Origin of the sequence: Meiothermus granaticius NBRC 107808 (assembly GCF_003574355.1) — a bacterium.
Taxonomy (GTDB): domain Bacteria; phylum Deinococcota; class Deinococci; order Deinococcales; family Thermaceae; genus Meiothermus; species Meiothermus granaticius.
Genome location: NZ_QWLB01000029.1, coordinates 1 through 24486, shown reverse-complemented (window position 1 = coordinate 24486; position 24486 = coordinate 1). Strand labels below are relative to the sequence as shown.

Sequence of the window (24486 nt, the reverse complement as noted above, 5' to 3'; positions counted from 1 at the left end):
CCATGAATGCCGAATACCCCCTAGCCAACGCCAGACGCCTGCTCCTGACCGCGCTGTTCGCTGTCGCCTTCGGTACCGTGGCCCTGGCCCAGTCCCTGACCCTGGACTCCGCCCTGGCCAAAGCCAGGGCTCAGGCCCCGGTCCTCTCAGCGCAGGCTGAGCTGGACGATGCTCGAGCCAACCTCCAGCGCGTGCTGAGCGATCCCCTGCTCACCCGGCCCAACCAGGTCCAAGCCCAGCAGCGGGCCGACCTGGCCCAGGCCAACTACGACCGGGCCTTAGCCCAGGCCCAGAGCAATATCGTGAGTGCATATACCCAGCTCCTCGAGGCCCAGATCCAAGTCCGGCTGGCCCAGAAGGGGCTCGAGGTGGCCTCCAAGGGCGTGGAGGTGGCGCAGATTCGCCAAAAGAACGGTTCGGGAACCGCGCTCGATCTCAAAAACGCTCAGAACAGGCTGGATGATGCCAAGACCAACCTCAAGCGCGCGAGCGATGGCCTGGCCTTAGCTCAAAGCAACCTGCGCAGCCTGGTGGGGGCGTTCGATTCGTTGGCTCCCCTACCCACCCCCCCTGCGCTACCAGACCCCAAAACCGTCCAGGAGCTGTTGGCCAAGAGTCCCGATATGCTCCAGGCCCGCCAGCGGGTCGAGCTGGCCAACCTCCAGGTCGGGATTCTGGACCCCAGCTACGCCGCTCAAGCCGATATTGATGCCGCCAAAACCCGGGCTGAACAGGCCGATGCCGGGGCCAAAGAAGTCGAGCGAGCTCTGGGGCTTCAGTACGACTCGCTGTACCAAACCCTCCAGGCCGCCTACCGCTCCTTGGCGGTGCAGGCCGAGGCCTATGCCAACGCCAAGGAAACCCTGGCCAATGACAAAAAGCGCCTCGATTCGGGGCTCATCAGCAGCCTGGCCTATCTGCAAACCGAGCTTTCCACCCTGCAAGCCGAACTGGCCACCCAGCAGGCCCAGGGCAACTACTACCGGGCCCTCTATAGCCTCTACGCTGGGGGAGGGAGTGGACGATGAGACGCGCTCGGCACGTTCCCCTTGGGCCATTCCGCAGCAGTCGCCCTCTCGCCCAAACCCTCTTGGTCGGGGGGCTGCTCCTGGGTCTGCTGGCCGGCTGTGGGCCGCGCAAAGCCGCCCAGAACCCCACCCCAACCCCCTCAACAACCGAGGTTCAGGCCACTAAGGTGCGGGTTGTGGTCGCGAAGAGTGGGGTGCTGAGCGCCAGCCGCACCACCGGAGCCACCCTTGCCCCGGTCAAGGAGAGCCAGGTAGCCTCCAACGCCTCGGGAAAGGTGCTCAGCCTGCTGGTGAACGAGGGGAGCCAGGTGAGCGCGGGACAAGCCGTGATCCGTCTGGATCCCAGCAATGCCCAGACCGCCCTGGCCAACGCTCAAGTAGCCCTCGAGACCGCCCAGGTTAACCTGCAAAAAGCCACCCGCTCCACCCAGGGCTCCCTGGCCCCTCAGCAAGCCGCGCTTGACTCCGCCCTGGCCAATCTGGCGGTAGCCCGGCGCAAGTACGAGGAGGGCAAACAGCTCTTTGCAGCCGGGGCCATCGCCCAGGTAGACCTGACCGGCCTCGAGGCGGCCTATACCCAAGCCAAAGCCGCTGCCGATAACGCCAGAGAAGCCCTGGAGCGTACCCAGCGGGCGGGGAGCGAAGACCTGGCCCTGCTGCGGCTACAAGTGGATCAGGCCCAAAATGGCCTCGAGCAGGCCCGGCGAGCCCTGGCCGACACCGAGGTCAGAGCCCCCTACGCTGGGGTGGTAGCCGAGATTTACGTCAACCCTGGGGAGTTTTTGGCCGCGGGGGGACGGGCTTTTCGGCTGGCCGATACCAGCCGGCTCGAGGCCAAATTCCGCATCCCCCCCTCCGAGGCAGCCAAGCTTCCCCTGGGCACCGGGATGAACCTCGATTACGGCGGTAAAACGTACTATGCCACCCTGGTGCGCACCGCGCAGGTCCCCGGCACCGACCGGTTGGTGGAAGCAGTGGCTCGGATCGCCCCCGGCTCGAGGCTCAGCCTGACCCCTGGGGGCACCGCCAACCTGCGCTACCGGCTCAGGCTGGCCCAAGGGGTGCTGATCCCCAGCGGTGCGTTGGTTGCGGGCGATGCCAACGCCAGCCAGGTGTTTGTGGTACAGGGCGGCAAGGCCAGGCTGGTCAACATACAGGTGCTGGGCGATAACGGCAGCTATTTGGCGGTTTCAGGGCTGAGCGCTGGGGATCAGATCATCTACCCGATCCCCTCTGGCCTCACCGATGAAACCACCGTAGAGGTGGTGAAGTAGCCCATGAGGGATAACCCGCTGGTCAAGTTTTTTGTCGAGCGCTTCGTCTTCTCCACCGCGGCTTTTCTGGCTTTGGTGCTGTTTGGTCTGATTGCGGGCAGCCGACTGGGGGTGGACTTGCTGCCCAAGTTCGAGATCCCGGTGGTAGCCGTGTCCACGATTTATGCCGGGGCCGGGCCCGAAGAGATTGAAAGCCAGGTCTCCAGGCCCATCGAAGACGCCCTCTCGACCCTGCCCAATGTGGACCAGATCGCCTCTCAGTCCAGTGAGGGCTTTTCGCTGGTCATCGTGCAGTTCAAGTACGGCACCTCGGTGGATCAGGTGGCCAATGACGTGGCCCAGCGGGTCGCCGGAGCCCGGGGGCAGCTCCCCAAAGATGCCGAGGCCCCGGTCGTGCGCAAGTTTGACCCGGCCTCCCAGCCCATCCTGTACGTGGCCGTCTCGGCAGGGGGGCGCGATCTGCGCGAGGTGGCCAACTACGTAGACCAGCGGCTCAAGCCCAGCCTGCAGCTGGTCCCTGGCGTGGCCGACGCCCAGCTCGAGGGGGCCCCCACCCGCGAAATCCAGGTGCTGCTAGACCCCTGGAAAATCGCCGAGTACAGCCTTACCGCCCCACAGGTGGTGGCGGCCATTCAGGCTTCCGCACTGGCCATTCCGGCCGGAAGCCAAGATCAGAATGGTCAGCGTCTCCTCTATACCCTGCGCAATACCCCGCGCACCCCTCAAGACGTAGCCAACATCGTTGTGGACTCCAATCGGGGCCTCAAGGTCTCGGATTTTGCCACGGTGCGCGACACCTCGGCGACCCCCACCAGCTATACCCGGCTTAATGGGCAACCCGTGATACTGCTGGGGGTGCGTAAAACCCCCGATTCCAACGCGGTTGCCGTGGGGGATGGGATCAAGAAGGTACTGGCGGAGACCAAGCTCCCACCGGGGTATAAGGCTCAGGTTGTCGGGGACACCACCACCTTCATCTCAGCCACGGTTGACGACACCCTCAAGGAAGTGGTGATTGTGGCCCTGGTGGTCTCTTTGGTGGTGCTGATCTTCCTGGGCAAGCTCAACTCGGTGTTCTCGGTGGTGATCGCCATTCCCATCACCATGGCGGGGGCCTTGCTGGTTTTCGGGCTGCTGGGCTTCACCTATAACATCATCAGCCTGCTGGCGATCATCGTGGCGGTGGGGATCGTCGTGGACGACTCCATCGTCGTGGCGGAGAACATTGACCGCTACCGCTCCATGACCTACTCCCTGGCCGACGCGGTGCGCAAAGGGGTCAGGGAGGTCTTATCCTCGGAGCAGGCTGGGCTTCTGGCGGAGAACATCGAGCGCTACCAAAAAGAGGGCCTCGAGCTCAGTGCCGCCGTGCACAAAGCCGCCCAAGAGATGCTGCCCGAGCAGGAAAGCGAGGTGGTGGCCGACAACATCATCCGCCTCCTGAACGAGCGCTACACCCTCAAGGAAGCAGTGCTCAAGGGGGCCACTCAGGTGATCTCGGCGGTCTCAGCCGCTACCCTCTCGCTGTTAGCGGTGTTCCTCCCAATCAGCTTCCTGCCGGGGTTCATCGGCCAGTTCTTCAAAGAGTTCGGGCTGGGTCTGGCGGCTGCCATCTTCTTCAGTTGGCTCGAGGCCCTTTTCTTCCTGACCGTGCGCCTGGCCTATCTCCCCGACCCCAAACCCCCGACCTGGCGCGCCCTGGGGGGCCAGCTTCAACAGCTCCCCTCCGACCTGCGCAAGGCGTTTACCCAGTCCTGGCGGCGCCCGCTGTTCTGGGTGGGGGCGGTGGTTTGGTTGGTTCTGCTGCTGCGCATCCGGCCCATTTTCGCCCTCGGAATCCTGCTTTACCCCGTGATCTACGCCCTGGTCGTCTATCTGGTGCGGGCCCTGCTGGGCTTTTTTGGGGCCATCGCCACCACCCTGCACGAGGGTTCAGAATTCCTGTTCCTGCGGCTGCGCGACGCCTACGCAAATGCCCTGGCCCGGATGCTGCCCCGCAGCGGGTGGGTATTGACGGTGGGGTTCCTGGCCTTCCTGACCATCGGCTTGGTGGCCCCCAAGATCCCCTTCAACTTCACCCCACAATCCGATAACGGGGCCATCAGCATTGTGCTCACCCTACCCAAAGGTACCGCGCTCTCGGAGACCGATGCAGTGGTACGCCAGCTCGAGGCCAAGCTGCTCCAGCTTCCCGAGGTCAAGGAGGTGCTGGCTACTACCGGCAGCAGCGCCAACGCCTTGGGCTCGGCCCCGGCCGAACGGGCCTCGTTGGATGTCACCTTGATCGAAAAGAGCCGGCGCAAAAACGTGTTCCTTCTGGTGGGCGATATCAAAAACGACCTCCAGCCGCTTTTGGCCTCTCGCCCCGAGGCCGACCTGAGGGTGAGCGCTGAGGGGGGCGGTCCTGGGGGCCCCGATTTTCAATACACCCTCACCGCGCCCACCCCGGAACTGCTGCAAGAGCGTACCCTCAAAGCGTTACAAATTCTGCGGGGTCTGCCCTTCCTGGCCAACGTGACCAGCAGCCTCACGGAAAGGGCCAACGAGCGGGTTCTGACCCCCAACAGCGCGGCCCTCGAGGGCACCGGCATCACCCCCAATGACCTGGGCACCACCTTACGCATCTACAATGCCGGGGTTGAAGCGGCCAAGCTTCGCCAGAGCGGGGAGGAGTACCCCATCATCGTCAAGGCCGACCCGCGGCTGGTGCCCAACCAAAACGCCCTGCTCTCCTTGCCGATCAATTCCCCCACCCTGCGCCAAACCCTGCCCCTCTCGGCGGTCTCGAGCTTCCAGAACCGCCAAAGCCCCGCTACCCTGGCCCGGACCAACCAGGCCTTCTCGGCGGGGATCACCGCGAACCGGGCTCCCGGCGTGACCGGTGGGGTGTTCCAGTACGGCAACCAGATTCAAGCCGAGCTCAAAAAACAAGGTGTCCTCAGCGACGGGGTATCTCTGGATACCCAAGGCGGCACCGCCTTCATCGGCGACCTGGCCAGCGCAGCCCCCATCGCCTTCGGGTTGGCCCTGCTGCTCAACTACCTGGTGATTGCCAGCCAGTTCAACACCTTCCGTTACCCGCTCTACCTGCTGCTTCCGGTTCCGCTGGCCCTGGTGGGGGCCTTCTGGGCGCTGTATCTCTTCGGTGCCGGTCTGGACATCATCAGTGTGCTGGGGCTGGTGATGCTGATCGGGCTGGTGACCAAAAACGCCATCCTGCTCCTGGATTTTGCCGTGCGGGAAGCCAGGGAAAAACCGCTCTACGAGGCCTTGGTTGAGGCAGGGCGGCTGCGGCTGCGCCCGATTTTGATGACCACCCTGACCGTGCTCATCATCTCACTCCCGCTCATCGCGGGCAGCGGGGAGGGGGCAGAGTTTCGCAAACCGCTGGGCATCATTATCCTGGGGGGGGTGCTGACCTCGACCCTGCTCACGCTCTTCATCGTGCCCTCGGCCTTCTATCTTTTTGAGCGCCGCCGATTCGAAAAGCTACGGGCCGCGCCTACTCGGAGCCCCGATAGAGCCCCTGCATTCGGAGATTGACCCTCCGAACATGGTCTTGGCACCCCCCTTCTGACCCCATGGATAAGCGCAAATTCTTCTGGATTTTTTTCTTCGGGTTGCTGCTGCTGTTCGCCGGTACCGTAGTGACCTATACCCGCAGCGTCCTAAAGTCTTACCCGGCCACCCCCGAGGCCCTCGAGGCCCTTCAGTCCTCCCCCACCCTACAGGTTCAACCCACCGCCTACGGCTGGGTGTTCCTCCCCCAGGGTCCGCTCCGGGGGGGGCTGGCTTTCTATCCTGGCGGGTTGGTCGAACCGGAAGCCTACGCCCCACCGCTGCGCAAGATTGCCGAGGGCGGTTACCGGGTGGCCTTGCTGCGGGTACCCTTCAACCTCGCCGTCACGGCCCAGGGCAAGGCCCGGGAGGCCATTGCTGCCGCTCCGGAACTGCGCTGGGCGGTGGGGGGGCACAGCCTGGGCGGGGTGGTGGCCTCCAACTTTGCCCAGAGCAACCCTGACGCCAAAGCCTTGGTGCTGTGGTCAAGCTACCCCCAAAACGACCTCTCCGGCCTGGATAAACCCACCCTTTTGCTGCGCGGTGACCGGGACGGGGTAGTGCGCCAGGAGCGGCTCGAGGAAAATCGGGCCAAATTTCCTAAAAATACCCGGTTCATCACCCTGCCGGGCTTGGATCACGCCTCCTTCGGGGCCTATGGGCCGCAGCGCGGAGATACCCCCGCTACGGTCGGCAAGGAGGCTGGCTGGAACGAGATCGCACAAAAAACCCTAACCTTTCTGAACACCACCATCGGAAGCGCACCCTAACCCCACCCGGGCCGTATACTCACCTCAAGACCATGTCCACCCTACCCGCTCACGCCCAACCGGATGAAGTCCCCATCCCCATCCTCATCAAGAAAAACACCCTGCTCCTGGCCATTACTCAGGCCATCACCGGAGCAGGTACCCAGCTCGTCCCGGCTTTGGGCGCAATTCAGGTGGTTGCCCTGTTGGGCAATGCCACCTTTGCCGGGCTTACCACCAGCCTGATGGGCCTGGCCCGGATGGCCATCGCTTACCCTGTCGGTCGGCTGACCGATGCCCGGGGGCGCAAGGTGGGGGTTTTTCTGGGGCTATGGTTGGCTTTGGTGGGGTCGCTCACCGTAGGCCTGGCCACCCTGATGGGCTCGTTTGCCCTGTTTTGTGTGGGCATTTTGCTCTTCGGGGGTGGGGTAGGGGCGATACAGCAGATGCGGGTGGCCGCGGCAGACATGTACCCCCCCTCCAAGCGGGCCGAGGGCATGAGCCTGATCCTGATGGGTTCACTCTTTGGGGCGGGAATCTCTCCGGCGGTGGTGGGAATCGCAGGCCGTCTGGCCAACCGGTGGAACCTCAACGACATCGCTTTGGCCTGGCTGTTGGTGCCGGTTTTGGTCCTGCCTTGCTTCCTTCTCATCGCCAGCATACGGCCCGACCCCAAAAGCATCGGGCAAAACCTGGGGGCTTATTACCCCGCTTGGGCCTTGGGTCTGCGGGCCGAGCTGAACGGCTCGCTGGAGCGCTCTGGGCAAGGCCGCATCCGCTCTACCGCCATCTTGGCGGCAGTGGCGGTGCAGGGCCAGATGTCGATGCTCATGGCCATGACCGCCCTGGCCCTCAAGCGCCAGGACTGCTCGCTGCCCCTCATCTCGCTCTCGGTGGCCATCCATGTGATCGGAATGTTTGCCCTGTCCTGGCCAATCGGCCGGCTGGCGGATCGGCTAGGGCGCAAACCCACCGCCCTCCTGGGCCTGGGGGTCTCGGCGCTGGGGGCCCTGCTGGTGGGGCTGGGCCACACCTATTTGCTCATCACCAGTGGCACTTTCTTGGTGGGGATTGGCTGGGCTGGAGCCTATCTGAGCGCCAACACCATGCTCACCGACATAACCCCTACGGCTCAGCGCGGACAGGCGGTAGGGGTACTCGAGCTGTGGTCCAACTTGGCCGGGATGGCTCTGCCGCTGCTAGGGGGGCTGGTTGTGGGGCAATTTGGTCTGAGCGTGCTAGGGTTCTTCGGGGTGGGGGTTACCCTGCTACCGGTTCTGGCCATGGCACGGGTGCGCGAGGTCACTCCGGGCAGCTACACCTAGAGTGCTCTTCACAGCCTGGGCCCCCGGCCTCAGAGAATCAGCATCGCATCCCCTAGGCTGTAGAAGCGGTAGCGTTCTTCCACCGCGGTCTGGTAAGCCTGCAGGACCCGTTCGTGCCCGGCAAAGGCCGAGACTAGCATCAGAAGGGTGGAGTTGGGCAGATGGAAGTTGGTCACCAGGGCATCTACCGCGCGGAAGGTAAAGCCGGGGCGAATGAAGAGTTGGGTCTGGCCCACGCCCGCCTCGAGCCCCTCCCTCCCCCAGGCCGACTCGAGGGTCCGCACCACCGTGGTCCCCACCGCAATCACCCGCCGCCCCTCGGCTTTGGCCTGGTTGATGGCTCGAGCGCTCTCCGCGGGAATTTCGTAGGGCTCGGTGTGCATGGGGTGGGCCTCGGGGTCCCCCTTCACCGGTTTAAAGGTGCCGGGGCCAACATGCAGCGTGACCGTGTGCAGTTCAACCCCCATAGCCTGGATGCGCTCCAAAAGCTCAGGGGTGAAGTGCAAGCCGGCGGTTGGAGCCGCGACCGAGCCGGGGGTTTTGGCGTAAACGGTCTGGTAACGCTGAGGGTCTACGGCCGCGTGAATGTAGGGGGGCAGCGGGGTCTGACCCAGGCGTTCCAGATGCTCCCAGACGCTCTCGCTGAAGCGCAGCACTCGAGTCCCATCCGCCTCAACCCCCTCCACCCTGGCCCTCAGGCCATCGGGGAACCAAAGCTCCGTTCCCACAGGGGCTTTATGGGCAGGGCGCAGCAGGACTTCCCAGCGGTTTTCGCCCAGATCACGGACCAAGAAGGTCTCGATGCGCGCCCCGGTGGGTTTGCGGGCGTAGAGGCGCGCCGGGATCACTTTGCTCTCGTTGAGCACCAGCACATCCCCAGGCCGCAGGTATAGGGGAATTTCCCGAAAGATCCGATGCTCCAGCCGACCGGAGTCGCGGTGGAGCACCATCAGCCTCGAGGCATCGCGGGGCTCGACCCCTTCCTGGGCAATTAGCTCTGGAGGTAGAGCGTAATGATAGGACAAACCGCTCATCCCCTCATTCTCTCACCCCTCTTTGGGCGGCTCAATGCGGCGGTCACCTTGACAAATTGGGGGGTTCTGGGTAGCTTTTGGTCAAGCTGTCAGACCAATTTTATGAGCACGACGAGGCTTAAACCGGTCATCCCCGCTTCTCGAGTAGAAGCGGCGGTGCAGTCCCTGAGCGACTACATCAGCCGCAATGCCGTACCGGTGGGAGCCCGGCTCCCTGCCGAGCGGGAACTGGCGGCTAGCCTGGGGCTCAGTCGGCCTACCGTGCGAGAGGCCCTGCGGCATCTGGCGGCCCTGGGGGTGGTGGGATCTAAAACCGGAAGCGGTACCTACTTGCTGCGCAGCCTCTCCCCCAGCAACCACTACCTGGTGGTGAGTTTTGAGGCCGAGCGGCAAAACCTCCTGCAGGCCCTCGAGCTGCGCCGGGCGCTCGAGGCGGAAGCCGCCGCGCTGGTGGCCTCGAGGGCTAGTCCTGCGGAAATTGCCCACCTGGGGCAGTTGGTGGAGGCTCTGGAGGGGGAGTTTAGCCAAAAGGGGGATAACCCCGAAAGCGACAAGGCCTTCCACCTGGCGCTGTACCGTTACTGCGGCAACCCCCTGTTCCTCCAGTTGCTGCAATCGGTATGGGATGTGCTCGAGCGCTTTTGGGCGCATCCCTTGGGCAAAGCCAACTTCGCTCGGCGCACCTTGCCGCTGCACCGGGTCATCTACGAGCGCATCCACGCCCGCGACCCCGCAGGGGCTCGGCAAGCGGTGTGGGAGATGCTGCGCATTGTCGAGGAGGATTTGCGTGCATGAAGCAAGCCCCAACGGCCTAAAGCCCACTTTGCAGAAAGGAGTTTTATGTTAAAGCGTTTTTCGGTTTGGATCGGTCTGCTGTCGCTGGTGCTGGCCTTTGCCCAAGGGACCAAGCTCCAGCTGGTCGAGGTCATCACCAGCCCCCAGCGCACCCAGCTATTGCAGGGCCTGATCAAAGATTTCGAGAGCCAAAACCCTGGGATCAACGTCGAGATCATCTCCCTGCCGTGGGAGCAGAGCTTTGAGCGCTTGCTGACCATGGTTCAAGGCGGCCAGGCTCCCGATGTGGTGGAGATGCCCGACAAATGGCTGGCCTTGTACGGGGCCACCAATCAGCTCGAGAACCTCAAATCCTATCTTGGCACCTGGCAGTACAAAAACGACCTCTCGGCCCGGGCCACAGAGGCGGGTTCGCTCTACCAGGGGCAGATGCTCGAGATCCCCTATGGCTTTTACATCCGGGGCTTGTTCTACAACAAGAAGATCTTGGCCGATGCTGGAGTTAAACCCCCGACCACACTGGCTGAGTTCATGAAGGTGGCCGAAGCCGTCACCAATAAGAGCAAAGGGGTCTACGGCTATTGCCTCCGGGGGGCCCGGGGCAGCTTCGATAACATCTTCTGGTTCATGAGCAACCAGGCCGGAACCCCTAACTGGTTTACCCCCAGCGGCAAGAGCACCTTCACCGACAAGGCCCATGTAGAGGGGCTTTCAATGTGGGCTCAGCTTTACCAGAAGGGCTGGGCTCCCCCCGACTCGGTCACCTGGGGCTTCAACGAGATCGTCTCGGGGTTCTATTCCGGTACCTGCGCCATGCTGGATCAAGACCCCGACACCCTGCAACCGGTACAGGAGAAAATGAGCCCGGATCAGTTCGGGGTGGTACCCATGCCGCTGGGGCCCAGTGGAAAAGGTTTCCTAAAACCGGGCTTTGCCGGTTGGTCTATGTTTAAGAGCTCCAAGAACAAAGAGGCGGCTTGGAAGCTCATCGCCTATCTGGCCAGCCCCAGCGTTAACCTGAAGTGGTCGAAGTATGTGGGAACCATCCCCTCGATTCAATCCTCGGAGAAAGACCCCTACTACTCGAGCCCAACCTTCAAGGCCTGGTTCGACGAGCTGCGAAGCCCCAAATACACCCTGAGCTTCTTCCCCTTCCAAATTCCTGAACTGGGCAACTTCCTCGACGTGTACTCCGTTCAGGAAACCCAAAAGCTCCTGCTGGGGCAGCAGACCGCCGAGGTCACGGCCCAGCACCTGGCCGACTACATGGAAAAGGCTTACGCCAAATGGAAGGCAAGCAACAAGTAACGTCCAAGCGACAGACACCAGGGGGTTCCCTGGTGTCTGCCAACCTTCGGGCGAACCTCGAGCCTTATTGGTACCTCTTGCCCACCCTGCTGGTGCTGGGTGGCCTGCTTCTGGTGCCCCTGATCTACGGAGTCGCCAGTTCCTTTCAGCGCTGGATCATTTATGACCCCCTAAACCGAGGCTGGGTGGGCCTGAGCAACTACGCCGAGCTGCTGCGGGATCCACTCTTTTGGCAAGCGCTCAAGAACACCTTGGTGTGGACCCTGGGCTCGCTGGTGTTCCAGTTTAGCCTGGGGCTGGGTTTGGCTCTGCTGCTGGTCAAGCCCTTCCCTTTGCGCACGCTGTATCAAGCGGTGGTGTTTCTGCCCTGGGCGGTGCCGCCCTTTTTAGGCGGCATGACCTGGAAATGGCTGTTTAACTCCAACATCGGCCCAATCTCAGATCTGCTGATGCGGCTGCACTTGCGCAGCGACCCCCTAAACATGCTCTCTGATCCCCAGACCGCCCTGTGGGGCGCGGTGATCGCCAACGTCTGGTTTGGTATCCCGTTCTTCGCCATCACCTTTTTAGCCGCACTTCAGAGTATCCCTAACGAGCTATACGAAGCCGCCGCGATTGACGGGGCAGGGTCCTGGCGCAGCTTCACCCACATCACCTTGCCCTTTCTGGTTCCCACCATGGTGATTACCGTGCTGCTGCGTTCCATCTGGATTGCCAACTTCACCGATCTCATCTGGGTCATGACCGGAGGTGGGCCGGCCAACAGCAGCCAAATTCTGACCACCTATATCTTTTCGACCGCCTATACCAAGCTGGACTTTGGTTACGCCGCCACCCTATCTACGGCTCTGCTGGTGCTGCTGGGGGCTTACGCTCTGGTCGTCACTCAGGTGCGTCGGATGGTGCGGGTATGAAGACCTTGCTGCGGCTGGGGCGTATCGTGGCGTTGGCGCTGTATGCGCTGTTTGCCATATTTCCCTTGTACTGGGTGCTTAAGATCGCCTTCACTCCGGATCGGGAGCTGTTTAGCCACGCGGTTCGCTACTGGCCTGAGAACTTGACCCTGGCAAACTTTGCCTTTGTCTTGCACAACACCAACTTCCCCGCCTATTTCCGAGCCAGTTTGGTGGTCTCACTCTCCACGGCTTTAATCGCTACGCTGCTGGCCACTGCCACAGGGTATGCGTTCTCCAGGTTTAACTTTCGCGGCAAACCCGGGGTGATGCTACTCCTGTTGACCACTCAGATGTTTCCCTTGGTGCTGCTTATTGCCCCGCTGTACCGGATATTTGCTGAATTGCACCTGCTCAATACCTGGTTGGGGCTGATCTTGATCTACACCGCCTTCAACGTTCCTTTTGCCGCTTTTTTGATGCAAAACTTTTTTGATGGCATCCCCCAGGAGCTCGAGGAGGCCGCCCGGATAGATGGCTGTACCCGTTTCCAAGCCCTGCTCCGGGTGGTTCTGCCCCTAACCCTGCCCGGGCTGGTCGCCACCATAGGCTTCGTCTTTGTAGGAGCCTGGGCCGAGCTGCTGTTCGCCCTAATGTTCATCAACAGCGACAACCTCAAAACCTTCCCGGTCGGTCTGCTGTTTTTCATCAGCAAGTTCAATGTGGACTGGGGGAATATGACCGCCGCCGCCGCGCTGGGATTGATACCGGTGTTGGTGTTCTTTGCCCTGATCCAGCGCTACCTGATCGGAGGTCTGACCACGGGAGCCACCAAAGGCTAACCTCAGGGGGAGGGGTTCTCCGCCTTAGGCATCAAGGAGCGATCGCGCGTAGGCACAAAAGCGTTTTCAATCTCAGGTAGGTGAACGAAGCGGTCTACCGCATCCACCAATTTTTGCGAGGTGGTCTCCTTAAAAGCGATCACCTCAACCCGGATGCCGCGCTCCATCAATACCTCGATGATGTCCACAAAGTCGCCATCGCCCGAGCCCAGCACCACCACATCCAAGGCGTGCATCAACCGCACCATATCGGCCGCAATCCCCATATCCCAGTTGCCCTCATAGATGGGTTTGCCTTCATCGGTGGTCTCTTTGAGGGTCAGGTTCATTCGGCGCACGCGAAACCCGATGGTGGAAAGCTTATAGATAAAGGGCCAGGCGGAGGTGTCGTTCTCCCGTTCCACCACATAGGCCGTAGCCCGCACCAACTGCCGCCCCCCCACCGCGTAGCGCATTAGGCTCTCGAAATTGACGTTCTGGCCATAGTAATCCCGTGCCGAGTGATAGAGGTTTTGGGTATCCACAAACAAACCCACCCGCTGGGCCGGGCTCCAGCCAGGAACATGACTTAAAGGATCAGGCATACACAGTCCTCTCAAAAGTTCGTCTGAAAGGGAAGATCTCCCCCATAGATTGTATCACCCTGGAGTGGGGCGGCGCCCTCAGCCGGCATTCCTCAAGCCGGCAGCGATGCCCAAAATCGAGAGCATCAAGGCCCGCTCGAGCCCCGGTCGTTCCGGGGCCTCGGGTGGGGTGCGGCGATAGCGCTCCAGCAACTCCACCTGTACCAGGCTAATGGGGTCTACATAGGGATTGCGCAGCTCGGTCTGCCGAGCCAAAACCGGGTGGTGGACCAGCAAGGGGCCTCCAAAGGTCTCCTCGAGCATCCGTTGGGTTTTGATTAGGGCGGCCTCAATCCCTGGGAAAAACTGCGCGTTGAGCTGGGGTTCGACCAGGCGTTGATACTCCCGGGCCACCCCCAGATCGGCCTTGGCGAGCGCGATGGCTGCGGAGTCAAGGGTGGTGGCGAAGAACGGCCACCCCTCGAACATCTCGCGACGAAGCTCCAGCGGAATCTCCTCCAGCCCCTCAGCCAGTCCGTACCAACCGGGCAGGAGCAGGCGAACCTGTGTCCAGGACATTACCCAGGGGATAGCCCGGAGGTCTTTGATCTCGCGCACCTTGCCCGAGCGATAGACCGGACGGCTGGCGATGTTGAGGGCCCCGATCTCGCGGATGGGGGTGAACTGTTCATAGAACTCGAAGAACCCTGGGCGCAACAGCAGTTCCCGATAGACCTCGGTGCTGCGCCGGCTGGCCCGATCCATGGCCTCACGCCACTCGGGTTTTAGGGGCTTGGGCTGGGCATAAAGGTCGCGGGCCGACGCAAGGGTGAAGTGATAGAGCATCTGCTCGAGGTTGCGGTAGGCCAGATCGGGATGGGAGTAGCGATCGGCCAGCGCCTCGCCCTGCTCGGTCAGGCGCATGCGCGCACCCACCGTTCCCGGCGGTAGGCTGGCGATGGCCCGCCCCGCCGTCCCCCCACCCCGGGCGGTCGAGGTTCCGCGCCCGTGAAAGTAATACACCGGCACCCCATAGCCCTGGGCCACCGCGGTAATGGCCTCCTGCGAGGTGTACAAGGCCCAGTTGGCCGCCCAAAAACCTGCATCCTTGTTGGAGTCAGAGTAGCCGATCATGACCTCGAGCCCACCCCGCCCCGCCACATGCGCCCTAAACACAGGGTTATCCAGCAGCCGCCCCACGATCTCGGGCGCCCTCTGAAGGTCGCTCAGGGTCTCAAACAGCGGGACCACGTCAAAGGGCAAGGCCCGCCCAGGGCGGTATAATCCAACCTCCCGGGCCAGCAGAATGACCTCGAGCAGGTCCGAGGCATGGTGGGTCATGCTCACCACGTGGGCCCCCCGGGCCTTCCAGCCCTGAAGGGCCCCCAGTGCAGTTTGTAGCGGCTTGGTTTGGGGGCGGTAGCCCACCGGGGCCAGGGGCCGGGCAGTGGCCAGTTCACGGGTCAGCAAGGCCTCCCGCTCGGCGGGCTCGAGGCTGGCGTAGGCCTCGCACACCCCCCCTACCCGCATCAGCTCGGCCACCGCCTCGGTGAGGGCCCGGGATTCCTCACGCAGATCCAGGCTGACCAGATCCAGCCCGAACGCCTCGGCATCTATGCGCAGCGGGCGCACCGTGGCTCGAGCCACCGCCCCCAGCCCCACCTGGTTCAGGCTGCTTTCAGCCTTGCGCAGCTCGGCCACAAACTCCGAGGTCGAGGCATACCCTGGACCGGGCTGCTCCCCCAAAAGAGACCGTAGCTTGTAGCGCAAACCCATGCCAAAGCGACGGTAAGGCTCCCCCTCGAAGCGCTCGGGCAAGTTCAGGCGCCGGGTGTTTTCCTCCAGGGCCAAACGCAGCTCCCGCGAGATCAAGGCCCGGTCCTCGGAGAGCGAGAGGTCGCGGATTAAGCCATCAACCGCCTCCACCATGCGGCGCAGTCCCTGCTCCCGGGCATACTGCTGGGCCCAGACCGTGACCTCGGGCACCACATTGGGGTTTCCGTCCCGATCGCCACCAATCCAGCTACGAAACACCAGCGGCGGCGAGAGGTCGGGGCGGCGCCCGTAGTGGGCCTCGACCGCTTTCTCCAGCCCTTCCACCAGCCGGGGTATGGCCTGCCAAAGGGTGAAGGTGGTGTAGAACAATCCCCCTTTAACCTCGTCCTCAACGGTGGGGCGGGTCTTGCGAAGCTCGGAAGTCCCCCACAGCAGCGCCACCCTGGGGACTAAGCCCTCCTCCTCTCCCGTTTCCAAAAGCTTCTCAATCTCCGCGATATGGTAGCGCTGGGTACGGCGGCGGGTCTCGGTGGGGTGAGCGGTGAAGGTCAGGTGCAGGCGCAGTTTGGAGAACAGTTCCAAAAGCTGTTCGTAGCTCAGGCCCTGGGCTTTCAGCTCCCCTACCAACGCCAAGAAGGATTCTCCCCGAGGGGAGTGAGGGCTGCTGTTGTGTTCACGTTCGCGATTAACCCGCACCCGCTGGCGCTCCTCCGCCAGGTTGGCCAGGTGAAAATAGGTCGAGAACGCCCGGATCAGGTTTTCGGCTTCCCCCAGGCTCAGCCCCCGCACAATTCGCAGCAATTCGTCGCGCTGAGCAGCGTCAGGGGTTTGGCGCAGGGTTTTGGTGAGGCTGCGGACGGTCTCCTCGAGCTCGAACATGCGCTCGCCCGAGAGGGTCTGAATCGCCTCCCCCAGGGCCCGGCCCAGCAAGTCCACCTCGCGTTTAAGTTGTTCAAACAGCTGATCTTCGCTCATCCCAGCAGCAGTCTACCGGGTAGAGCGTACCGGCTGTCGAGGGGGAATCCCTTGAACCCTAGACGCTGGGCGCTTTGCCTCCGTATGCTCTGTTCCATGTCCAATCCAGACGCTGTGGTCATCGGGGCGGGCCTCATCGGAGTCAGTGTGGCCTATCATCTGGCCCAAGCCGGGCTCAAGGTGGTGGTGCTCGAGCGCCGCCCTCGCCCCGGTGAGGGCAGCACCCTGCGGGCGACCGGGGGGTACCGGGCCCAGTTTGCCACCCCGATCAACATTCAGCTTTCGCTGTGGTCTCGGAAAAAGCTGCTGGAATTCCAGGAGGAAACCGGGGTCAACCCCGGATATCAGCCCTGCGGTTATCTGTTTCTGGCCAGCTCCCCTTCCGAGTGGGAAGAGCTGCAGCGCGGGCTGCACACGCAGCATGAAGCCGGGCTGAGCGAGGCTCGAGCGGTTTCTCCGCAGAAGATCGCCGAGATCAACCCCCACCTTGGCCTGGAGGGCATCGTGGGCGGGAGCTTCTGTCCCACGGACGGCTTCATCCGGCCTGCCAACCTGTTGCAGGGGTATCTAGAGGCCGCCCAGCGTCGGGGGGTGGAGTTCGTTTTTGGCCTACAGGATTGGCAAGCGGTGCTAAACGGGGATCAGGTGGTCGGGATTCGAACCCCCCTGGAGGCCTATTCCACCGAGCGGGTGGTGAACGCCGGCGGGGCCTGGGCGGCCGAGGTGGGGCGGAAGTTTGGCCTCGAGCTGCCCATCCACCCTGAAAAGCGACAGGTGGCGGTGGTGGCCGGGCCCTCGCCGCTCCCCGAGACCATGCCCATGAGCATCTTCTGTTCGGACGGGTTTCACCTGCGGGTGCGCGACGGGCGGGTGCTGCTGCTGCTGCCCCAGACCCCACCCACCACAGACCCCTTCGATACCACCTTTGACCCCCGCTGGCTCCCCGCTGTGCTCGCTCGAGCCCAGCAGCGGATTCCGGCCCTAGCCGAGGCCCAGATTGACCTTGAGGCCTGCTGGGCCGGGCTCTACGAGGTCTCGCCCGACAAGCATGCCCTGGTGGGGCCGGTAAGAGAGCGTCCGGGGCTATACCTGGTCAACGGCTCGAGCGGGCACGGCAACATGCACGCGCCCGCCTTGGGCGCGTGCCTGGCCGAACTGCTCAGCGCAGGGCAAACCACCCTCGATCTACGCCCCTTGCGTCCCGAGCGGTTCGCTGAGGGCCAGCCCAATCTGGGCTCGGTGCTGCTTTAGCCCTCCGGTTCGCTAAAAACCTGCCGAAGGTGCGGCATGCGAGCGATGTAGGGCCGGTCGCGGGGATCTACCTCGAGGCGGCAGCCCCGACCCCGAAAGAAGTAACGCCGCCGGGACCTCGGCCCCACCACCAGCCGTCCGGTCGTACCCTGATATTCAAACACCACATGAATGCGTTCCACCGCAGATGCAGAATTCTGTAGCAATGGCTCCACCCCCCAGGCTGAGGGTAGCGCGGGAGGGGTTACGGGAGCGTTACGGTTTCGAGGTTTGACGTTCGACCGCTGGCGTTTTACCGTATCCCCATGCCCGAGCGGGAGTACATCTACCGAGGTCGCATCATCAATCTGGCCCTCGAGGGCCGCTATGAGATCGTGGAGCACGCCCATGCGGTAGCCATTCTGGCTGAGAGGGACGGCAAGGTGTTGTTCGTGCGGCAGTATCGCCCCGCGGTCAAAGCAGCCACCTTGGAAATCCCGGCAGGGCTGATCAACCCCGGCGAAACCCCCGAAGAAGCGGCCCGCCGTGAGTTGGCCGAGGAGGCCCAGCTCGGGGGAGCCCTCGAGTTCCTGGCCGCGTTCTACCTCTCCCCTGGTTTTTGTGACGAGAAGCTGCATGTGTTCCGGGCCACCCACCTGGTTCCGGCCAGCGCGCAACCCGATGACGACGAAGACCTCAGCGTAGAGTGGCTCGAGCCCCAGGGGGTGCTGCGGGCGGCTCGAGCCGGGGAGGTCGAGATCTCCGCTTCGACCATGGCCGGAATCCTCTTCCACCTCAACCGCCATGCTGCTGATTAACGACCCCGAGGGGGCCCCCCCTGGGCCCAAGGTGGTGGCCATCGGCAGCTTTGACGGGCTGCACCTGGGACATCAGCACCTGCTGCATTTGGCCCAACAAGAAGCCCACACGCGCCACCTACCCCTGCTGGTCTACACCTTCGATCCGCCCAGCAAGGTCTTCACCAAAGGGGAGGGCTTCCTCACCGACCTGGCCGAGAAAATCGAGCTGCTGCGGGCTCTGGGGGTAGAGATCGCGCTGATCGTGCCCTTCAACGCCACCTTCGCCCAGCGCAGCCAGGAGGAGTTTTTGGGCGATCTGAGGGGGCTCGAGGCCCAGCTCCTCTTTGTGGGAGAAGATTTCCGCTTCGGCAAAGGCCGGGCCGGAGGGCTCGAGGACTTGCGGCGCGTGGCTCCCACCCAGGTGGTCCCGCTTCTAGAGCTAGAAGGGCAACCGGTTAAGTCGAGCCGTATCCGGGAGCTGCTGAAGGAAGGGGACGTAGCGGCGGTGCATCGCCTGCTGGGCCGCCCTTACACCGCCCGGGGCATCGTGGGCGAGGGGGATAAACTGGGCCGAACCCTAGGCTTCCCCACCGCCAACATCGAAGTGGCCCCGCTCAAGTTGCTGCCCATGGGGATTTTCGCGGTGCGGGTGCGCAGCCTGCACGGTCAGCATGGGGGGATGGCCTATGTGGGGTATCGGCCCGTGGTGGCCGGCCAGTCTCTGCGTTTCGAGGTGCACCTGTTTGAGTTCAGCGGCGACCTCTACGGCGAGGAGCTGGGGGTAGAGTTCGTGGCCCGGCTACGGCAAGACCTGCCGCTCAGTGGGCTCGAGGAGCTCAAGGCGCAGTTGTCCCGGGATGCCCAGGCCGCACGGGCCGCGCTCGAGCGCTCACGGTAGAGCCTCAGACCAGGTCACTTGGGGATCTGTTCCGGGCTGAGAACCCTAGGCCGCTTCCAGCGCACCTCCTCAAACGTGCCATCGAAGCGAAGGATGGCCGCAATCCGGGCTCTGGAGTACACCTCATGCGGCTTCTTGGGGATGAAAGCGGTGACGATATCCACCCAGCGCTGCTCGCGGTACTCCAGCACCACATGCAGCGGTAGGCGCAGTTGGGGCGGAAAGACCATATAGCCCAGCACCAGCATCCGGCTTTCTTCCGGGTAAACCGCCAGCTCACGGCCCCATTCGATGGCCTGAAGCACATCGTGCTCGATGAAGCCCTCTTGAATCATGTGCTTGGCCACGTGCGGGCCGATGCGGTAGCGACCCTCACGGACAAAAGGGAGGAGTTCCTCGAGCCTGCGAATCCGTGGGCGTCTGAACATGCGCTCCCCTCCCAATTGCGAAGCCCACACGGGCGGGGTGTGGGCGAACGGTCTAATTATAGGGAAAAACGTGAAAGTTGATATGGGCTCTTTATCGCAATCGCCGCCCCATACACCCTTGCCGCGCCTGCCCCCAGCAGCGCCGCCTTAGCCCTGGAGAAAGTCGTGCCGGTGGTAACCACATCATCTACCAAGAGCCAATGCCCCCCCAGCGGGGCTCGAGGGGCAAAGGTGTCCTGGGGAAGCTCGAGCCGCTGCAGTAGGGTTTTTCGCGTCTGAGACTTAGAGTAACGGACTCGAGAAAGGGCCGCGCGGTAGGGCACCCCCAGTTCCTGGGCCACCGCCCGCGCGATGAGTTCCGCCTGGTTATAGCCGCGTTGGGCCTGGCGGTAATACAAGGTGGGCACCGCCGTCACGGCCTCTATCGGCCACCCGGCCTGCCGCACCCCCCGCCCGAGTTGATGGCCCACCCATACCGCCAGTTCGCGGTGACCCCGGTACTTGATCCCCCGGCTCAATCCGCCGAAGCGGGCGTAGCTGCCCAAGTAAACCCAGTTCGGCAGGTAGCGCGGAACCAGTTCCGCAGCACAGGCCTTGCAGAGGGTAGGCTGATCCAGGGGAGCCCCACAGCCCGGGCAGCGCAGGCCTAGAAGGGCCTCGAGCCAAGCCGTCTTGAACATCGGCTACCCCCAGCCCAAAGCTCCCCGCAGGGCATCATCAAACGGGGGATAGAGCACCCCCTTTTCGGTCACGATCCCAGTAACGAGGGTGTGGGGGGTTACATCAAAGGCCGGATGGGCTGCTGGAAAGCCTTCAGGGGCAATCTGCACCCCCCGCAGCTGGGTAACCTCCAGGGCCGAGCGCTCCTCAATGGGGATGGCCGCCCCGGTCTCGAGGTGGGGGTCCACCGAGGAGAGCGGCAAGGCTGGATAGAAGGGAATCCCGTGGTGATGGGCCAAAACCGCCACACCATAGGTGCCGATCTTGTTGGCGAAATCACCGTTCAGGGCCATCCGATCGGTGCCCAGGATCACCGCGTCCACCTGCCCTTTGGCCATGAAATAGGCCGCCATGTTATCGGTGATCAGGGTGGCCGGAACCCCGGCCTTCTGCAGTTCGTAGGCTGTGAGGCGGGCCCCCTGAAGGTAGGGCCGGGTCTCGTCCACCCAGACGTGAGAAACCCGCCCCAGACGATGGGCCTCGATAATCGCCCCTAAAGCGGTACCGTACCCGCCGGTGGCCAGAGGGCCGGTGTTGCAATGGGTGAGCACCTGGCCCTTCAGCACCCGGGCGCCATGCTGGCTGATGGCCTGCTCGGTGGCTTCGACCTCGGCCCAGATGGCCTGGGCTTCCCGCAGCGAGCCCTCGAGGTCCCCCCAGTGGGGCTTCATCCGGTCCAGGGCGTAAAACAGGTTGACGGCGGTGGGGCGGCTCTTTCTCAACACCCTATCGGCCTCAGCGGGGTCCTGCCCCGAAAGGTGGGCCAACACCATCCCGTAGGCCGCCGTCACCCCAATGGCCGGAGCCCCGCGCACCACCATCTCCCGGATGCCATCGGCAGCCTCCCCTGCGGTCTGGCAGGGCACCCAAACCTCTTCCTTCGGCAACCGGCGTTGATCCAGGAGCCAGAACCGGTTTCCCTCAAAGCGAAACGGAATCACCCTCACACCCAGCAGTCTACCCCGGCTCGAGCCCGGTATGGCCCATCATGCCGGCAGAAGGCTGTGGGTTTGGGCCTCCGCCCAGCGCACGAAGGCCACCTCATGGGGGCTGGACAACTCGGGATGCACCGCCACCGCCCGCACCCCATAGATGTAGCTGCCGGGTCGAGAAGGCAGGTAGCTCCCCGTGAAGAGCAGGGCCTCCCGCTCCTGACCGGCGGGCTTGAGCGGGAGCACCTCGAGCTCTCCGGTACTGCGGCGGACCACCAGCTCCACCTGTAGGGTCTCGGTAGGCAGGCCGTAGGCTTGCAGGAAAGCCCGGAGGTGAAGCGACTGGCCGGCCTCCACCTTGGGAGCCTCAACCCACAAGCGGACATTGTTCCAGCTCGAGCCGATCTGGGCTTTCCAAGCGGCAAGGGTCTTGAGTGCCTCCCCATCCTGCTCCAGGAGATGGCTCGAGCGCTTGGCCAGGGGAAGGTAAAACCTGTGGTGGTACTCGTGAACCATGCGCTGGGCCGAATATACCGGCCCACAGGTGCGGATGCTCTCACGCACCATGGCCAGCCAGCCCGAGGGGGTACCCACCGAGCCCCGGGCATAGAACAGGGGGATGATCTCGTGCTGCAGGGTGTCATAGAGGCTCTGAGCATCGGCCTGATCCTGGGCCTCCTCGGTGGCGTAGGCCCGCTCATCTCCAATGGCCCAGCCGTTAGTGGTGTTGAAGGCCTCAGCCCACCAACCATCCAGCACCGAGAAATTGAGCCCCCCATTGAGCGCAGCTTTCATCCCCGAGGTGCCCGAAGCCTCCATCGGGCGCCGGGGGGTATTGAGCCACACATCCACCCCCTGCACCAGGGTCCGCGCCAACCCCATGTCGTAGTTCTCGAGCAGGATCAGCTTGTCCTCTAAACCCAGGCTTTTGATCCGCTCGGCCAGCTTCTTAATGAACTCCTTGCCTGGCTCGTCCTTGGGGTGGGCCTTGCCAGCAAACACAATCTGTACGGGCAATGGACCATTCAAGATCGAGAGCAGGCGGTCAGGGTCGCTGAAGAGCAAAATGGCCCGCTTATAGGTGGCAAAGCGGCGAGCGAAACCGAGGGTCAGGGCGGTTGCATCCAATACCTTCTCCGCAGCCCGCAGCCTGGCCGGCAGTTCGCCGTTGCGGCGGCGCTGCTCAAAGAGTCGGCTCCGTACCTCGCGTATCAGGCTGGCCCGCAGGGTGTTGCGGGCCCGCCAGAGGTCCTCCTCGGTCAGGTTTTCGGTCTTCCATAAGCCCCCGTCCTGCAGGTTTTCTGCCCACCCCTTAGGGAAGGCGTGGCTATAGAGGGCGTGGAGTTCGGGGTTGAGCCAGGTGAAGGTATGAACCCCATTGGTGACGCTATCAATGGGCACTTCCTCGGTCTCGAGCCCCGGCCAACGCTCCTTGAACATCTCCCGCGAAACCTCCCCGTGCAGCCTCGAAACCCCGCCGGCGGCACGTGAGGTCGCAAGGGCCAGATTGGACATCGAAAAGACCGGGCCATACGACTTCTCTTCCTGGCCCAGCCCCAAGAACTGCTCCTTGGAGATGCCCAGCTTGCCCCACCACCCCTCGAGATAACGGCTCACCAGATCCATGGGGAAGCTGTCATGCCCAGCCGGCACCGGGGTATGGGTGGTGAACAGCGCCCCCGCCGCGGCAGCCTCGAGGGCCTCGGCGAAGGGCCGCCCCGAAGCCACCAGCTCGCGGATACGCTCCAGGCCCAAGAAAGCCGCGTGGCCCTCGTTCATGTGCCAGACCTCCGGCCTAAGGCCCAGGGCCCGCAGCAACCGCACCCCACCCACTCCCAGAATCAGCTCTTGCTGGATGCGCATCTCCTGTCCCGGGGCGTAAAGCCGCGCGGTAAGGTTGCGGTCTTCGGGAGCATTCTCCGGCAGGTTGGCGCTCATCAGGTATACCGGGATGGTTCCGACCTGGGCTTTGTAGGCCACCACGTAAACCATCCGCCCTGGAAACTCAATCTCTACCTTTAGCGGCTTGCCGTCCTGGGTTGTAACCGGGGTGAGCGGAAGCTCCTCAGCCAGCAGGGCCTCGTAGACCTCGGTCTGCTGCCCCTCCAGGGAGAGTTCCTGGCGGAAATACCCCTCGTGGTAAAAAATCCCCAACCCGGTCAGGCTCAGGCCCAGGTCAGAGGCCGATTTCACATGGTCTCCCGCCAGAATCCCCAGACCCCCGGAATAAACCGGCAGCGACTCATGAAAGCCAAATTCCATCGAGAAGTAGGCGATGGTCGGCTCTTTTTTGGGCCGTGTGGCCAGGTAGGTGCGGAAGCGATGCACCGTAGCCTCTACCGCCCCCACATAGGCGGCGTTTTCTGCCAGGGCCGATAGGCGCTCGGGATCGGCCTCGAGCAGAGCCTTCACCGGGTTGGATCGGAAGCGCTTCCAGGCCGAAGGATTGATGGCCTCAAACAGGCGCTGGGCCTCGGGGTTCCAGCTCCACCAGAGGTTATAGGCCACCTCGCGCAGTCCCCGCAGGGGCTCGGGCAGGGTGGGCATTGCGGTGATGCGTCCGATCACGTTCATAACACGGGATTGTACCACCTCCACTTCTGGCTCCATGTCAAATTTTGATAAAGCCCCCCAGGCATGAGCTTCCCCACAGTTTTCCTCCAGGTTTTAGCGCTACACTCGGGGGGTTTATGCAGCACCTGGACCAAGCGGTAGCCGGGGCTCACGCCAAGTTGGAGCGGCGCATCCAGGGCTATCTGCGCAGCTCTGGCCTGAAGCCCAGTTGCCACAAGGGGTGCTACGCCTGCTGTCACGCCTTGGTCACCTTGGGCCTGGCCGAGGCAGAGTATTTGCGGGCCCGGCTTTCCCCCCAGATCCTGGCTCGCACTGAGCGCGTAGGCCACGCGCGGCTCGAGGCAATCGCCCGCGGCAAGGGCCAGCCCGACTTTCCCACCCGCTACTTTCTAGGGGCCCATCGTTGTCCTCTGCTCGATGAGGCGGGGGCCTGCTCCGCGCACCCTTATCGTCCGCTGGCTTGCCGGGGGGTCCTCACCGAGCTCAACCCCCGCTACTGCGCCCCCGGTGCCGTGCTACGGCTACGGGGCCGGGCCCGGCTCGAGTACGAGCACCAGCTCCGCGGCCACCACGGCCCGGAGCATTACCTGAAAATCCCCTGGCAGCGGTCTGAGGGCCTTGCCCAGCGGCTGTGGGAGCAGGAGCAAGCCATCCGGGGCTTCACGGTGATTGGCGAGCTGGCCACACTGATCTATTTTTGTGGCCTCGAGGGGTTTCAGCAGGCCCTGAAAAGAGGGGCCCGGGCCACCCAGCTATACCTTCGGTCGGCGGGGGTGCTGGGGGG

21 protein-coding genes are annotated in these 24486 nt (G+C 63.3%); 13 read left to right on the top strand and 8 right to left on the bottom strand.

Going from position 1 to position 24486, the window contains the following annotated elements; all coding sequences use genetic code 11:
• Positions 1 to 2: 2 nt before the first annotated feature.
• Genes Mgrana_RS10965 through Mgrana_RS10945 form a run of 5 tightly spaced genes read left to right on the top strand, consistent with a single transcriptional unit; the run spans position 3 to position 7934 of the window.
• Complete coding sequence (locus Mgrana_RS10965; RefSeq protein WP_119357657.1) at positions 3 to 1028, top strand: TolC family protein; 1026 nt, start codon at positions 3 to 5, stop codon at positions 1026 to 1028.
• Positions 1025 to 2302, top strand: coding sequence for an efflux RND transporter periplasmic adaptor subunit (locus Mgrana_RS10960; RefSeq protein ID WP_119357656.1), 1278 nt, complete (start codon positions 1025 to 1027; stop codon positions 2300 to 2302). Before Mgrana_RS10965 ends, Mgrana_RS10960 begins: the two co-directional genes overlap by 4 nt.
• Before the next feature lie 3 nt (positions 2303 to 2305).
• Positions 2306 to 5845 carry an efflux RND transporter permease subunit gene (locus Mgrana_RS10955; protein ID WP_119357655.1) on the top strand — a complete coding sequence of 1180 codons (3540 nt, stop codon included), beginning with the start codon at positions 2306 to 2308 and terminating at the stop codon, positions 5843 to 5845.
• A gap of 38 nt (positions 5846 to 5883) precedes the next feature.
• Positions 5884 to 6630, top strand: coding sequence for an alpha/beta family hydrolase (locus Mgrana_RS10950; RefSeq protein ID WP_119357654.1), 747 nt, complete (start codon positions 5884 to 5886; stop codon positions 6628 to 6630).
• 32 nt (positions 6631 to 6662) lie between these two features.
• Positions 6663 to 7934, top strand: a complete 1272-nt coding sequence (locus Mgrana_RS10945; RefSeq protein WP_119357653.1) for an MFS transporter — start codon at positions 6663 to 6665, stop codon at positions 7932 to 7934.
• Between the two features lie 29 nt (positions 7935 to 7963).
• Here the strand turns inward: Mgrana_RS10945 and queA are convergent, their stop codons facing one another.
• A complete protein-coding gene (gene queA / locus Mgrana_RS10940) occupies positions 7964 to 8968 on the bottom strand; it encodes a tRNA preQ1(34) S-adenosylmethionine ribosyltransferase-isomerase QueA (RefSeq protein WP_119357652.1) in 1005 nt (334 codons plus the stop codon).
• Positions 8969 to 9070: 102 nt separating this feature from the next.
• On the opposite strand from queA, the gene Mgrana_RS10935 reads away from it, so the two are divergent.
• Genes Mgrana_RS10935 through Mgrana_RS10920 form a run of 4 tightly spaced genes read left to right on the top strand, consistent with a single transcriptional unit; the run spans position 9071 to position 12806 of the window.
• A complete protein-coding gene (locus Mgrana_RS10935) occupies positions 9071 to 9763 on the top strand; it encodes a FadR/GntR family transcriptional regulator (RefSeq protein ID WP_170146456.1) in 693 nt (230 codons plus the stop codon).
• Between the two features lie 45 nt (positions 9764 to 9808).
• Positions 9809 to 11071, top strand: coding sequence for an ABC transporter substrate-binding protein (locus tag Mgrana_RS10930; protein ID WP_119357650.1), 1263 nt, complete (start codon positions 9809 to 9811; stop codon positions 11069 to 11071).
• Between the two features lie 32 nt (positions 11072 to 11103).
• A complete protein-coding gene (locus Mgrana_RS10925) occupies positions 11104 to 11985 on the top strand; it encodes a carbohydrate ABC transporter permease (RefSeq protein WP_206075078.1) in 882 nt (293 codons plus the stop codon).
• Positions 11982 to 12806 (top strand): carbohydrate ABC transporter permease, encoded by an 825-nt coding sequence (locus tag Mgrana_RS10920; protein WP_119357648.1) that lies wholly within the window; start codon positions 11982 to 11984, stop codon positions 12804 to 12806. Before Mgrana_RS10925 ends, Mgrana_RS10920 begins: the two co-directional genes overlap by 4 nt.
• Before the next feature lie 2 nt (positions 12807 to 12808).
• On the opposite strand, the gene Mgrana_RS10915 is transcribed toward Mgrana_RS10920, so the two are convergent.
• Positions 12809 to 13390 carry a LabA-like NYN domain-containing protein gene (locus tag Mgrana_RS10915; RefSeq protein WP_119357647.1) on the bottom strand — a complete coding sequence of 194 codons (582 nt, stop codon included), beginning with the start codon at positions 13388 to 13390 and terminating at the stop codon, positions 12809 to 12811.
• Between the two features lie 78 nt (positions 13391 to 13468).
• Positions 13469 to 16120, bottom strand: a complete 2652-nt coding sequence (locus Mgrana_RS10910) for a phosphoenolpyruvate carboxylase (RefSeq protein WP_119357646.1) — start codon at positions 16118 to 16120, stop codon at positions 13469 to 13471.
• Between the two features lie 96 nt (positions 16121 to 16216).
• Between Mgrana_RS10910 and Mgrana_RS10905 the strand changes: the two genes are divergently transcribed.
• Positions 16217 to 17371, top strand: coding sequence for an NAD(P)/FAD-dependent oxidoreductase (locus Mgrana_RS10905; RefSeq protein ID WP_170146455.1), 1155 nt, complete (start codon positions 16217 to 16219; stop codon positions 17369 to 17371).
• On the opposite strand, the gene Mgrana_RS10900 is transcribed toward Mgrana_RS10905, so the two are convergent.
• Positions 17368 to 17553 carry a hypothetical protein gene (locus tag Mgrana_RS10900; RefSeq protein WP_119357644.1) on the bottom strand — a complete coding sequence of 62 codons (186 nt, stop codon included), beginning with the start codon at positions 17551 to 17553 and terminating at the stop codon, positions 17368 to 17370. The genes Mgrana_RS10905 and Mgrana_RS10900 overlap by 4 nt on opposite strands.
• Positions 17554 to 17676: 123 nt before the next feature.
• On the opposite strand from Mgrana_RS10900, the gene Mgrana_RS10895 reads away from it, so the two are divergent.
• A complete protein-coding gene (locus tag Mgrana_RS10895) occupies positions 17677 to 18168 on the top strand; it encodes an NUDIX domain-containing protein (RefSeq protein WP_119357643.1) in 492 nt (163 codons plus the stop codon).
• Positions 18155 to 19048: a riboflavin biosynthesis protein RibF gene (gene ribF, locus Mgrana_RS10890; RefSeq protein ID WP_119357642.1), complete on the top strand. Its 894-nt coding sequence runs from the start codon at positions 18155 to 18157 to the stop codon at positions 19046 to 19048. The genes Mgrana_RS10895 and ribF overlap by 14 nt, the downstream gene beginning before the upstream one ends.
• A 14-nt stretch (positions 19049 to 19062) precedes the next feature.
• Here the strand turns inward: ribF and Mgrana_RS10885 are convergent, their stop codons facing one another.
• The 4 genes from Mgrana_RS10885 to glgP are packed head-to-tail and all read right to left on the bottom strand — an operon-like array spanning position 19063 to position 23702.
• Positions 19063 to 19476 carry a DUF4258 domain-containing protein gene (locus Mgrana_RS10885; RefSeq protein WP_119357641.1) on the bottom strand — a complete coding sequence of 138 codons (414 nt, stop codon included), beginning with the start codon at positions 19474 to 19476 and terminating at the stop codon, positions 19063 to 19065.
• A 56-nt stretch (positions 19477 to 19532) separates the two neighbouring features.
• Positions 19533 to 20156 carry a ComF family protein gene (locus tag Mgrana_RS10880; protein WP_119357640.1) on the bottom strand — a complete coding sequence of 208 codons (624 nt, stop codon included), beginning with the start codon at positions 20154 to 20156 and terminating at the stop codon, positions 19533 to 19535.
• Positions 20157 to 20159: 3 nt separating this feature from the next.
• Positions 20160 to 21143 (bottom strand): S-methyl-5-thioribose-1-phosphate isomerase, encoded by a 984-nt coding sequence (mtnA, locus tag Mgrana_RS10875; protein WP_119357639.1) that lies wholly within the window; start codon positions 21141 to 21143, stop codon positions 20160 to 20162.
• Positions 21144 to 21182: 39 nt separating this feature from the next.
• Positions 21183 to 23702, bottom strand: a complete 2520-nt coding sequence (gene glgP / locus Mgrana_RS10870; RefSeq protein WP_119357638.1) for an alpha-glucan family phosphorylase — start codon at positions 23700 to 23702, stop codon at positions 21183 to 21185.
• Between the two features lie 116 nt (positions 23703 to 23818).
• Here glgP and Mgrana_RS10865 point away from each other — a divergent pair.
• Positions 23819 to 24486, top strand: a 668-nt coding sequence (locus Mgrana_RS10865; protein ID WP_119357637.1) for a YkgJ family cysteine cluster protein, incomplete at its 3' end; no start/stop codon positions are given.